At 70.6% G+C, this 12,227-nt stretch carries 11 protein-coding genes; 4 read left to right on the top strand and 7 right to left on the bottom strand.

Going from position 1 to position 12,227, the window contains the following annotated elements; translation table 11 throughout:
• Positions 1–124: 124 nt before the first annotated feature.
• Positions 125–1,297 (bottom strand): hypothetical protein, encoded by a 1,173-nt coding sequence (locus ABZ930_RS21245; protein WP_361549921.1) that lies wholly within the window; start codon positions 1,295–1,297, stop codon positions 125–127.
• Between the two features lie 227 nt (positions 1,298–1,524).
• Entirely contained in the window at positions 1,525–2,649 is a 1,125-nt protein-coding gene (locus ABZ930_RS21240; RefSeq protein WP_361549919.1) for an NADH:flavin oxidoreductase, read from the bottom strand.
• Positions 2,650–2,811: 162 nt separating this feature from the next.
• Between ABZ930_RS21240 and ABZ930_RS21235 the strand changes: the two genes are divergently transcribed.
• From ABZ930_RS21235 to ABZ930_RS21225, 3 genes are all read left to right on the top strand, one after another.
• On the top strand, positions 2,812–3,105 hold the full coding sequence (locus tag ABZ930_RS21235) for a hypothetical protein (RefSeq protein WP_361549917.1): 294 nt from the start codon (positions 2,812–2,814) through the stop codon (positions 3,103–3,105).
• Positions 3,106–3,167: 62 nt separating this feature from the next.
• A complete protein-coding gene (locus ABZ930_RS21230; RefSeq protein WP_361549915.1) occupies positions 3,168–3,692 on the top strand; it encodes a GNAT family protein in 525 nt (174 codons plus the stop codon).
• Positions 3,693–3,769: 77 nt separating this feature from the next.
• The gene (locus ABZ930_RS21225) at positions 3,770–4,789 is read left to right on the top strand and encodes a YdcF family protein (protein WP_361549913.1); all 1,020 of its coding nucleotides are present in this window, start codon (positions 3,770–3,772) and stop codon (positions 4,787–4,789) included.
• Between the two features lie 18 nt (positions 4,790–4,807).
• Here the strand turns inward: ABZ930_RS21225 and ABZ930_RS21220 are convergent, their stop codons facing one another.
• A complete protein-coding gene (locus ABZ930_RS21220; protein ID WP_361549911.1) occupies positions 4,808–6,622 on the bottom strand; it encodes an FAD-dependent oxidoreductase in 1,815 nt (604 codons plus the stop codon).
• 192 nt (positions 6,623–6,814) lie between these two features.
• Here ABZ930_RS21220 and ABZ930_RS21215 point away from each other — a divergent pair, with 192 nt between their 5' ends.
• Positions 6,815–7,852 carry an SMP-30/gluconolactonase/LRE family protein gene (locus ABZ930_RS21215; protein ID WP_361549909.1) on the top strand — a complete coding sequence of 346 codons (1,038 nt, stop codon included), beginning with the start codon at positions 6,815–6,817 and terminating at the stop codon, positions 7,850–7,852.
• Between the two features lie 30 nt (positions 7,853–7,882).
• On the opposite strand, the gene ABZ930_RS21210 is transcribed toward ABZ930_RS21215, so the two are convergent.
• From ABZ930_RS21210 to ABZ930_RS21195, 4 genes are all read right to left on the bottom strand, one after another.
• A complete protein-coding gene (locus ABZ930_RS21210; RefSeq protein WP_361549907.1) occupies positions 7,883–8,461 on the bottom strand; it encodes a helix-turn-helix domain-containing protein in 579 nt (192 codons plus the stop codon).
• Between the two features lie 56 nt (positions 8,462–8,517).
• Positions 8,518–9,345 (bottom strand): aldo/keto reductase, encoded by an 828-nt coding sequence (locus tag ABZ930_RS21205; RefSeq protein ID WP_361549905.1) that lies wholly within the window; start codon positions 9,343–9,345, stop codon positions 8,518–8,520.
• A 53-nt stretch (positions 9,346–9,398) separates the two neighbouring features.
• A complete protein-coding gene (locus ABZ930_RS21200) occupies positions 9,399–10,814 on the bottom strand; it encodes an NAD-dependent succinate-semialdehyde dehydrogenase (RefSeq protein WP_361549903.1) in 1,416 nt (471 codons plus the stop codon).
• Positions 10,815–11,022: 208 nt separating this feature from the next.
• The gene (locus ABZ930_RS21195) at positions 11,023–12,201 is read right to left on the bottom strand and encodes a PP2C family protein-serine/threonine phosphatase (protein WP_361549901.1); all 1,179 of its coding nucleotides are present in this window, start codon (positions 12,199–12,201) and stop codon (positions 11,023–11,025) included.
• Positions 12,202–12,227: the final 26 nt, after the last annotated feature.

The following is a 12,227-nucleotide window of genomic DNA, read 5'->3' as shown; positions in this document are numbered from 1 at the left end:
CCGTCTGCCGACGATTCGGGCCTCGACGATAGGGCAGGCCGGTCCGGTTTTGAAGATCCGGGCAGTGGGGCCTTCAGAACCGGACCCGGCTGCGTGGCGGGCGCTGTGCCCGCCCGGACAGGTCCTAGCGGTTGTCGAGGACCGCGACGGCCTCGGCGAAGTCCGCGTGCGCGGGCTCGAAGGTCCGCGCGGCGACCCAGAACATCGAACGGTCCGTCAGGGCCCGGGCGAGGCGCACGGGATCGTCCGGCAGCCGCCGGGCGACGGCCACTCCCTCGTCGAAGTGCGGTGCGAGCCGCTCCTCGAACCGGTAGGGGTGGTCACCCTGGCGCAGGACCTCGCGGACGGTGATCCTGCGCCGTACGTCGGCCAGTTCGGGAACGCGGCCGGCCTCGCGCAGTTCCAGGGCCTCCGTCTCCAGCCGTGGCAGCGTGGCGAGGAAGGCGTCGCGCGTGGCGCCGACCCGGTCGAGGTCGGTGCCGAACGCGGGCATCGGGGACGCGGCGCTCGCCACGGGTTCGTCGCCCCGCCCGGACAGGGCGAAGAGAGTGACCCACCAGCCGAGGATGCAGCTCCAGTTCTTCGGTTCGCCGGTCGTTGCCAGCTCCGCCAGGACGGCCAGTGCCTCACGTCTGGCGTCCGCCGCCTGCGTGCCCCGCCCCGCCGTGTCGTACATCCGCGAGAGGTGCACCAACTCCCAGGTGAGGATGGCCAGGGCCGTGCGCTGCCCGGCGACTTCGCGCCGTGTCCCGTGCAGCAGGTCCCGGACGACGGCCGTCGCCTCGTCGTGCCGACCGGCCCCCTCCAGGTTCGCCGCCCACTCGACCGTGCCCCAGAAGTCCGGCTCCGATCCGGCGCCGCGAACCGCCTTCCCGTTGAGTTCCGCGGCCTCCAGGAAGCGTCCCTCCTCGGCCAGGACGGTGGCCAGTCGCCCGCTCCGTCCCGCCTCGGCCATCTCCTCGCAGACCGCCCGTCCCTCGTCCCGGCGCCCGAGGGCGAACAGCGCGCGCTGGTGACCGTCCAGCGCCGAGCCGAGCCGTTCGTCCCGGCGCGGCGCCCCGGCGTCGATCCTCCGGGCCGCAGCGACGGCCTCGTGCGTCAGCAGCAGGTCCACCTCGGGATCCCGGCTGCGGTAACTCATCAGCAGAAGCCCGTCGACCAGCTTCGGGAGGTAGGCCTTCGGGCTCACCTCCGCCAGAACCCGGTACGCGTTGACCTCTTCGAGCGGACTCAGCCGCCCTGACCCCAGCAGCAGCACCCGCGCCCGCAGCACCGCGTCGTGATCGATTCTTCCCATGTGCCCCCTGTCTCCGGGTGATTCACGAGGGAGATTCTGCGAGTCGGAGACCGGACCGGACAAGGTTCGCGAACTGTGCTTTCCGTCCTACGAAAAACGCCGCTGACCTGTCATGATGGCCATGGTTGCTTGTTTCGGCATGCGTGATCGCCGCGGCCACCGGACCGGGCTCGTCCGCGATGCGCGGGAGCGGCCGCCCCCTGCTCCGGGGGCGGCCGTGTCGCGGCTCAGCTGAGCGTCTTCAGCGCGGCGGCGTCGTAGGGCTTCAGCTCGTCGAAGCGGTCGGCGAGCACCTTGGCCGCCCATTCGGGGTCCTGGAGCAGGGCGCGGCCGATCGCGACCATGTCGAACTCGTCGGACTCCAGGCGGTCGAGGAGGTTGTCGATGCTCTTGACCGGCGAGCCCTCGCCCCGGAACGCGTTCACGAAGTCGCCGTCGAGGCCGACCGAGCCGACGCTGATGACCTGCTTGCCGGTGAGCTTCTTCGTCCAGCCGGCCAGGTTCAGGTCGGAGTCGTCGAACTCGGGCAGCCAGTAGCGGCGGGTGGAGGCGTGGAACACGTCGACGCCGGCCGCGGCGAGCGGGGCGAGGATCGCCTCCAGCTCCTGCGGGGTCTCGGCGAGCCGGGCGGTGTAGTCCTGCTGCTTCCACTGCGAGTAGCGGAACAGGATCGGGAAGTCCGGGGAGACCTTCTCCCGGACCGCCGCGACGATCTCCGCGGCGAACCTCGTCCGGGCCACCGGGTCGCCGCCGTAGGCATCGGTGCGCCGGTTCGTGCCCGCCCACAGGAACTGGTCGAGGAGATAGCCGTGGGCGCCGTGCAGTTCCACTCCGTCGAAGCCGATGCGCTCGGCGTCCGCGGCGGCCTGGGCGAACGCGGCGACGACGTCGTCCAGGTCCTGCTGCGTCATGGCCTTGCCCGTGGCCTCGGCACCCGCGGTGACCAGGCCGGAGGGGCCGACGGCGGGAGCCTGCGGGTACGGGGCGTCGCCCTGGTTCCGCACCATGCCGATGTGCCACAGCTGGGGCACGATGGTGCCGCCCGCCGCGTGCACGTCCTCGGCGACCTTCGCCCACCCGGCCAGCTGGTCCGCACCGTGGAACCGGGGCACGCGGTCGCTCTGGCCGGCCGAGTCGTGACCGACGTACGTCCCCTCGGTGACGATGAGGCCGACTCCGGCGGCGGCCCGCCGCGCGTAGTAGGAGCGCACGTCCTCGCCGGGAACGCCGCCCGGGGAGAACATCCGCGTCATCGGTGCCATCACGATCCGGTTCGGAACGGTGAGACCGCCCAGCGCGATCGGGCGGGACAGAAGGCGAGCCGCGCGGGAGGCGGGCGTCGTGGCGGTCACATGGACTCCTCGGAGGATGCAGGGCTAACCGGTTGGTATGTGAGCATGCATTGTTACAGCCTCTGAAGTAACTGGTTCATAGGGGCCCCCATTCCCGGCCCGCACGATCGCGTCCTGACGGCGCCGTTCGCTTCGCCGCGGGCGCGCTCGTAGCGTGGGGGCATGATCGGAATGACGCAGATCGAGAGCGACGAGGCCCGCCGGATCGTGGAGTCGGAGCTGGTGCTCCCGGCCGGTGAACTCCTCGACATCGCCGAGGCGCGGCACCCCGGCGGCAGGGGCGCCCTGGGACTCGAGTTCGGCCGCTACGAGGGAAGCGCGGATCGCTATCTCTTCTCGACCGAGGTCGAGGACGAGGAGGGCGCCGTCTGGTCCCTGCTCCTGGACGCGCACTCCGGCGAGATCGTCCAGGACCTCGAGGCGCCCGAGGAGGAGACCCCGCCCACGCCCCAGTGACGTCGTGGTATCACTTCAGACTTCGCACGACGATCACGAGATGGCACGAGGAGTCGCTGGGCATGGCGCTTGGAGAACTGGTGAGACTGCGGGCCATGGGTCCCGCGGACGCCGAGGCACTGTGGCGCTGGAACCACGACCCCGAGGTCATGCGGTGGATGGACGACACCTATGCCCAGCCGGTGGAGCGCGTCCGCACCTGGCTTGCGGAGCGTCCCCGCAACAGCTACGACGACCTGCTCCTCGGCATCGAGGCGCTCGCCGACGGCACGCTCATCGGCCTGGTGATGCTGCACGACGCGACCCCGGAGAAGGGCATCGCGAAACTCGACATCTACGTGGGCGAGAAGGCCTACTGGGGCCGCGGTTACGCCACCGACGCCGTGCGCACGGTCTGCCGCTACGGCTTCGAGGACATGCGCCTGCACAAGGTGACGCTGACGGTCGTCACCGAGAACCACGCCGCACGCAAGGCCTACGAGAAGGTCGGATTCGTGGAGGAGGGACGGCTTCGCCAGGTCTTCCGCCGTGACGGCGAGTGGTACGACATGTTCACGATGGGCCTGCTGTCGAGCGAGCTCCGCTGAGGCCGGCCGACTGGCGGCCCGGGTTTCGCTGACAGGGCTGGCGTCGGCGCCGGACCACGCGTCATTAGCATGTGCTCATGGTGTCCTTCGTTCCGTCGCTCGTCTGCTTTTTCTTGTTCTGTGCAGGGGTGGCACGGGACCGCCGCCGGTTCGGCAATGCCGTTCTTCTGGGGCTCTCGGTCGTCTTCGCCGGGATAGCGCTGTTTCTCAAACTGACTTCCGAACGAGAGCAGTTGGGGCGCGCCCTGGCGCTCGCGCTCCTGATTCTGGCGGTGCTGGGGGTCATCACGCTCGCGTGGTTCCTGATCGCCAACGGGATCACCATGGTCCGCAAGGAGGGCCGGAGCCCCGCGAACCTGCTCTCCCTCGGCGCGGGGCTCGCACTGGTCGCGCTGCTCGCCCTGCTGGCCACAGCACTGGCCCTGCACACGCACACGCTGCTGGTGGCCGCCGCCACCGCCATGGCGCTCTGCGGATACGTCGCCTTCCTGTTCCTGTGCTTCCTCATCTACGGCGGGCTGTACGCGCGGCTGCGCATCCGGCGCCGCGCGGACTTCGTGGTGGTCCTCGGCTCGGGTCTGATCGGCGGGACCACGGTGCCTCCGCTGCTGGCCAGCCGTCTCGACCGGGCCCGCAAGGAGCACGCCAGGCAGTCCCGCAGAGGGCGACGGCCGGTCCTGATCACCTCCGGCGGGCAGGGCCCCGACGAGAAACTGCCGGAGTCCCACGCGATGGCCGACTACCTGACGGCCGAGGGATTTCCCGCCGACCTGATCACGCGCGAGGACCGGTCGACGACCACGGACGAGAACCTGGCGTTCAGCAAAGCCCTGATGGAGAAGGCGAATCCGGCCTACCGCTGCGTGATCGTGACGAACAACTACCACGTCTTCCGCGCCGCGGTCATCGCGCGCCGCACCGGTGTCCGGGGCCACGTCGTGGGCGCCCCCACGGCCGCGTACTTCTGGCCGAGCGCCATGCTCCGCGAGTTCGTGGCCCTTCTCGTCTCCTACCGTCGCACCAATGCGGCCCTCTTTCTGCTCGTCCTGCTGAGCGGCCTGTTCATCTGGTGGCTGGGGTGGCCGCCCACCCCCTGACCGGCTCCGTACGGGCCATCAGCCCGCATTCGCCCCTTTGCCGCGCAGCACGTCGTCGATGTGCCGCTCGCGCCAGCGGCGCAGCATGTCGTGGAAGGCGACCGCGCCATACGGGTAGGCGGTCGGGCCGTTCGGGCGGCCCCGTCCCTCCCGGTTGTAGTAGCCGGGGGTGCACTCGGCGTGGAACCACTCGTGGTCCGGGGCGTCCTCGGCGCAGACCGCGAGCCAGGCGTCCACCGCCTCGGGGGTCGGCTCCAGGACGGCGTCCCTCTTCTCTGCGGCGGCGATCAACGCGGCGGCGTGGACGGCCTGTTCGTCCAGGATGTGGGTGAAGTTGACGCTGCTGGCGTTCTGCAGGGGTCCCATCATGAACAGGTTCGGGAAGCCGTGGCTGGTGAAGCCGTGCAGGGTGCGCGGGCCGTGCTGGAGAAGCGTGTCCAGGAAGCGGAGGCCGCCGCTGCCGGTCACGGGCAGCTTTCCGGAGGTGATGCCGGAGACGCCGACGGAGAACCCGGTGGCGAGGACGAGGCAGTCGACCTCGTACTCCACACCGCCCACGACCACGCCGTTCTCGGTCATGCGCTCGATGCCGTGGGTGTCGGCGGTGTCGACGAGGGTGACGTTGTCCCGGTTGAAGGCGGGCAGGTACTTGTCGGAGAACGTGGGTCGTTTGCAGGCGTACCGGTACCAGGGCTGGAGGGCAGTGGCGGTGTCCGGGTCGGTGACCTCGGCGGTCACGCGCGCCCGTATCCGGTTCATCGTGGTGTGGTCCGCGGCCTCGTAGGTCGCCTCGAAGTCCGGTGCTCCGTCGCGGCGGAAGCTGGGCAGGAGCTTTTCGAGCAGGTCGGCCGATTCCGTCCAGCCGTCGGCGACGAGGTCTCGCCCGGCGTCCTCGCCGGACACGATCCGCAGGAAGTTCTCGCGTCGTTCGGCGGCCCAGCCGGGACGGTCGGCGCCGACCTCACGTGGCGTCACGCGCCGCTGGCCGCGCACGTCGACGGCGGACGGGGTGCGCTGGAAGACGTAGAGGTGTCCGGCGTCCGCAGCCAGCATCGGGATCGCCTGCACGCCGGTGGCGCCCGTGCCGACGACGCCGACGCGCTTGCCCGCGAGCCCGGTCATTGCGCCGTCGGGGCCGCCGCCCGTGTAGCCGTAGTCCCAGCGCGAGGTGTGGAAGGTGTGGCCCTTGTAGTCCTCGATGCCGGGGATGCCCGGCAGTTTGGGCTCGGAGAGGGTGCCGGTGGCGGTGACGACGTAGGTGGCGCGGAAGTGGTCTCCGCGGTCGGTGCCGACCACCCACTGATGGGCGCTCTCGTCCCAGGTGAGGGAGGTGACGGTGGTGGAGAACAGGGCATCCTCGTACAGGCCGAACCGCTCGGCGATCCGCATGGCGTGCTGCCGGATCTCCTCGCCCGGCGCGTACTTCCACTCCGGTACGTAGCCGGTCTCGTCGAGCATCGGCAGGTAGACGTGCGACTCGATGTCGCAGTGGATGCCGGGGTAGCGGTTCCAGTACCAGGTGCCGCCGAAGTCGCCGCCCTGCTCGACGAGGCGCACCTTCGCCACGCCCTCGCGGCGCAGTCGGGCACCGGCGAGGATCCCGCCGAAGCCGCCGCCGACGACCGCGACGTCCACCACGTCGTGCAGGGGGTCGCGCGGCGTCGGCTCCTCGATGTACGGGTCCTCGGCGAAGTAGCCGAACTCGGCGGTGGTGGAACGGTATTGGCGCGTGCCCTCGGGGCGGATCCGACGCTCCCGCTCGATCCGGTAGCGCTCGCGCAGGTCTGCCGTCGCCTGCGAGGTGGGGGGTGTGTCGCGCGGGGGCGGGGTCATCCGGCGGATTCCTCTCGTGGGGGGGGGAGTTGCGGTCCGCGCCGCGCGGTGGGAGCACTGGCTGGGCCTTCCGCAGCGGCACCGGTACCGTAACCCAACAACCGGACAAGGCTGTCCGGTAGGGGTGAGGTTTGCGCCATGCGGCCCCGCCCGAGGACCACGAACCGGACCAAAGGAAGGAGCACGATCCCCATGACCACGTCCCGTGCATCCCGCCGCGCCCTGGCGGGCCTCGCTGCCGTCGGCCTGCTGGCGCTGACCGGCTGCGGCACCCAGACCGCCGCGGGCCCGGGCTCGAGGCCGGCAGCGGCCCCGGGCGAGGGCCGCACCATCAGGGCCACCCAGCTCTCCCACGTCACCGACGTGCACGAATCCACCGGCATGACCCTCCTCGAAGGCCCGGTCCTGATCGGGGACGACGAGCTGTACGTCACGGACGTCACCGCCCCGCCCGGCGAACCCAAGCTCATCTCGGTGGACGTGAGAACGGGCCGGCACCAGGGCGTCTACACGGACAAGTCCGGTGCGTACACGTCCGCGCAGCTCAGTCCGTACGACGGCCGCGTGTATCTGACCGAGTACCGGACGGGGGCCGTCGTCAGCCTCGCCCGCGACGGCTCGGACCGGCGCACGTTCTTCCCCGGCGAGGTCGACGGCTCGGCGATGAACCCCGACGACATCGTCTTCGACGACGACGGCAATCTGTACGTCAGCGATCTGCACGGCATGGAGACGGGCAAGGCCGACGGCCGGATCGTGCGCATCGACCGCGACGGGAAGAAGGCCACGGTGCTGGCCGACGGGCTCGCCCATCCCAACGGCGTGATGCTCGACCCCGAGCAGCGCGGTCTGTGGATCAGCGAACTCGCGCGGAACACCGTCTCGTATCTGCTGCTCGACGCCGACAAGAAGGCGGTGACGTCCCGTCACGAGGCGATCCACGTCGACGGCGGCGTGGCCCAGACGGACTCCATCGCCGTGGACGCCGACGGCAATCTTTACCAGGCGCTGCACGGCCGGCCCGCCATGGCCGTCTTCAGCAAGTACGGGGAGCGTCTGGGCACGGTCGAGGTACCGGCCCGGGCGGCGAAGGGGCTGACGTCGGCGACCAATGTCGCGATCACCCCGGGTGGCAGGGCCGCGTACATGACGGTGAGCGGCCCCTCGGGCGGCTACGTGTACACCTTCACGGCGCCCGCGAAGGGCATCCGGCTGTCGAACGGCGGCTGACGGCCCGCCCGGCGTGCGACCGGCGACCGGTCACACGTCGGCGTCCGTCTCCACGGGTCGCAGCGGCCCCACTTCGATGCCGAGCAGCCGCCAGGCCGCCAGTGCCTGACGCTCGCGCTGTTCGAGGGGGCCCGCGACGGCTCCCGAGACCATCGCCACCGCGAGCATGAGATCGTCGGCGGCCAGTTCGCGACCGTCGGTCGAGCACCCGGCCAGGACGCCGCGGACCCGCTCGGAGAGTTCTCTGCCCTCCGTGTCGTCGCCCCGCAGCCGCAGGAGGTCGACGAAGGCGGTCGACCGGGTCACGTGCCAGGTGACCACGCCGAGCACGCTCCTCAGCGTCGCGCCCGGCTCGCCCGCGGCCTGCTCGATCTGCCGGACGTTCTCCCCCAGGACGGCCGAGGCCAGGGCCGTCCGGTCGGCGAAGTGCCGGTAGAGGCTGCCCTGGCCGACCCCGGCGCGGCGGGCCACGGCGGACAGCGGGGCGTTGAGCCCCTGCTCGGCGAAGACCTCACGGGCGGCGGCGATGAGCGCGGCCCTGTTGCGGGCCGCGACCCGGCGCCCCTGGTTCGCGGGGCGGGGCGGCACGGGGTCGGAGGGGTTCGTCACCTCGGCAGCGTAATACGGACCTCATCAGCCTGAACGGGCAGGAAACCGTCGGCCGGTCAGCCCGTGAAGCGGTCGGGGTCGGGGCCGGTGCGCTCGTTGCGGTCGAGCGCGGAGATCTCTCCGATGTCGCCCTCGCTGAGCTCGAAGTCGAAGAGGTCGAAGTTCTCCTCGATGCGCTTCGGCGTCGAGGACTTCGGAAAGACGATGTCCCCACGCTGGAGGTGCCACCTCAGGGTGACCTGGGCGGGGGTCTTGCCCACGCGTTGAGCGATGCGGCCGATGGTCGGGTCGTCGAGCACCTTGCCCTGCGCGATCGGGGACCATGCCTCCGTGGCGATGTCGTGCTCGGCGCCAAAGGCCCTGACGTCGTCCTGGGTGAGGTACGGGTGCACCTCGATCTGGTTGACCGCGGGGACCACCTCGGAGTTCTCCAGGAGCCTGCGCAGGTGGTGGGGCTGGAAGTTGGAGACGCCGATGGCCTTGGCGCGGCCGTCGCGGTAGATCTCCTCCAGGGCCTTCCAGGTCTGCGTGAAGTCACCCTTGTCCGGCACCGGCCAGTGGATGAGGAAGAGGTCCAGGTGGTCGAGGCCCAGCTTCTCCATGGTGCCGTCGAAGGCGCGCAGGGCGTCGTCGTGCGCGTGGGCGTCGTTGTTCAGCTTGCTGGTCACGAAGACGTCGGCGCGGTCGAGCCCGGAGTCCCGGACGGCCTGCCCGACCTCCTTCTCGTTGCCGTACATCTGCGCCGTGTCGATGTGCCGGTATCCGGCCTTCAGCGCGGCCAGCGTCGTCGCGCGGGTCTCCTCCGGCGGGATCTGGAAGGTGCCGAAGCCCAACTGCGGGATCTGGACGGCGTTGTTGAGGGTGATGGTCGGTACGGAGCTCACGCGAATCTCTCCTGTTGGTTGTACGAGTGTGTGGGGAAGGGGCGTCGGCGGTCTCAGCCGGCGATGCCGCGCAGCGGTGCGTCGGCCGGCAGGACGCGGACGAGCTTGCGGTTCACGAATTCGCGCATCCCGAGCGCGGACAGTTCACGTCCGTACCCGGAGCGCTTGATGCCGCCGAAGGGCAGGTCGGCCTGGGTCGAGGTCGGGTGGTTCACCCAGACCATGCCGGTCTCCACCCGCTCGGCGACGCGGCGGCCGCGCTCCGGGTCGGAGCAGAAGACGGAACCGCCGAGGCCGTACTCGCTGTCGTTGGCGAGGGCGATCGCCTCGTCCTCGTCGGCGACGCGGTAGATCACCGCGGCCGGGCCGAAGAGTTCCTCCGCGTAGGCGCGCATGCCCGGTTCGACGCCGGTGAGGATCGTGGGTTCGACGAAGGCGCCCGGGCGGTCGATCCGGTGGCCGCCGATGACCAGTTCCGCGCCCTGTTCGACCGTCTCGCGGATCTGGTCGGCCAGGTCGGCGGCGGCCTGCTCGGAGGAGAGCGGGCCCAGGGTCGTCGACTCGTCGGCGGGGTCGCCCGGCTCCAGCGCCTCGAACCTGCGGCGCATGCCGTCCACGAAGTCGTCGTAGACGTCGTCCAGCACGATGAAGCGCTTGGAGGCCACGCAGCTCTGGCCGGTGTTCGCCATGCGGCCCGCGACGGCGGCGTCGATCGTGCGGTCGAGGTTGTCCCGGTCGAGGACGATGAAGACGTCGCTGCCGCCGAGTTCGAGAAGGCTCGGTTTCATGTTGCGGCCGGCCCGTTCGGCGACCTTGGCGCCCGCCGCCTCGCTGCCGGTCAGCGAGACGCCGCGCACGACGGGGCTGTCGATGATGCGCTGGATCTCGTCATGGCCCACGAAGAGGTTCACATAGACGCCCTCGGGAGCTTCGGCGTCCCGGAAGAGCTTCTCCAGGGCCAGCGCGGACCGCGGACAGATACCGGCGTGTTTCACCAGCACCGTATTGCCGAGGACCAGATTGGGGCCCGCGAAGCGCACCACTTGGTACAGCGGGAAATTCCAGGGCATGACCCCCAGCAGCACGCCGAGCGGCTCGCTGAGGAGATACGCCTCTCCCTCCTTGGTCTCGAGCGGCTCGGCGGCGGCGAAATCGGGGCCGTTCTCCGCGTAGTAGTCGAGGATGGACGCGGCCAGATCGACCTCGCCGCGGGCCTCGGATATGAGCTTGCCCATTTCCAGGGTGATGGTCCGAGCGAGCTGTTCCTTGCGTTCCCGCATCAGTTCGGCGGCGCGTCCGACGACGGCGGCGCGTTCCGCGATCGGCCGCTGCCGCCACGCCTGAGCGGCCTGTTCGGCCGTCGCGAGGGCGGCGTCGACTTCCTTTCCCTCGACGGCGGGAAACTCCTCGACGGTTTCCCCGCTGTACGGATCGACGATCGCGAACCGGCTCTTGCGCTGCTCCGACATGAAAACTCCAGAACGAATAAGACGACTGGCGGGAGTGGGTCCGGAGGCTGTGCTTCCGCCTTCCACCCCGGGGTTCCCCTGCCTATCGGGGGCAAACCCCGCATAGCGGCTCCTCCGGATTCCTTCTGTTGTTCGGTCTGCCCCACGCACCGCTTGGGCATATCGGGACTTTGGTCCTCTTTCGCGCAGGGCCGCTGGAATCGGTCCGTCAGGCCGTCACGGGGCGCCATTCGAACATCAGGATCGTGGCGTCGTCGCGCAGGCGGTGTTCCTCGGCGTCGAGCAGGGAGTGGATGAGACGGCGCAGCGTCTCCGGCGCGAGTTCCCCGGTGGCGGTGGCGCGGATGATGTGGTCGGCGAAGCGGTCGAGGCCGAGTTCGCTGCCGTCGGCGGTGCGCGCCTCGGTGACGCCGTCGGTGTACATGAGGACCCGGTCACCGGGCTTCAGGGCGAACTCGTGGGCCTCTCGCGGACCGGAGACGAACCGTGACGGGTACCCCATCGGCGGTTGCGCGGGGCGCTCCAGGGCGCCGGCGAGGACGTTCCGGTCGCGGATGAGCAGCGGCGGCGGATGCCCGCAGTTCACCCAGCGCATGAGGCCGGTGGACAGGTCGACCCGCGCGAGCACCGCGGTGCAGAACTGGTCGGGCAGCCACTCGATCAGCGCCTCGTCGACCGCCCCGGCCAGGTCGGGCAGGTCGGCCCCGGTGCGCCGCGCGTTGCGGCACGCGGCGAGGGACACCACGGCGGTCAGCCCCGAGGCGAGGTTGTGGCCCACGGCGTCCACGATCCCGGCGTGCAGGGCGTGCTCGGACAGCGCGTGGTCGTAGGCGTCGCCTCCGACCTGGTAGGCCGGTTCGAGCACCGCGGTGGAGACGGTGTGCGTGGTGCCGATCGTGCGCGGCGGGAGGTAGGCCCGCAGCAGTTCGGCGGGCAGTTCCATGGGGGCCGTACGGGAGCTGCGCACGAAGCTGTCCTTGTACGTCCGCTTCGACGTGACCATCATCGCGAGCAGCGCCGCCAGGGCCCGTCCGCGCCGCAGGACGCCCGGATCGAGGGACGGCGCCCTGACCGCGAGGACGCCGAGCCGTTCGGACCCGTCGATCAGGGGCAGCCATGCGGTGAGCCCGTCGTCGTCCTCCTCGACGCGCAGCGACTGGGTGCGGTAGCTCCACCCGGCGAGCGAGTCGTCGATCACCAGGGCTGACGCCGCCGCGTTCAGCGGCGTCAGCCGGCGCTGCTGGATGTCCGCGATGTAGACCACGGCGCCGCGCAGCCCCAGGGCCCTGGAGGCGCTCGCGACGGATGTCGCCAGGTCGAGAGGCAGGTTGCGCGGATCGGCGAGGAATTCGCCCAGCAGACCTTCGGCCGATTCGGGGACCGTCATCTCGCCTCTCTCGGTCGTTGCGTCGA

It is taken from the genome of Streptomyces sp. NPDC046716, assembly GCF_040645755.1.
Taxonomy (GTDB): domain Bacteria; phylum Actinomycetota; class Actinomycetes; order Streptomycetales; family Streptomycetaceae; genus Streptomyces.
Note: the sequence above shows the minus strand (reverse complement) of the source record. Positions and strands in the feature narration are given on the sequence as shown.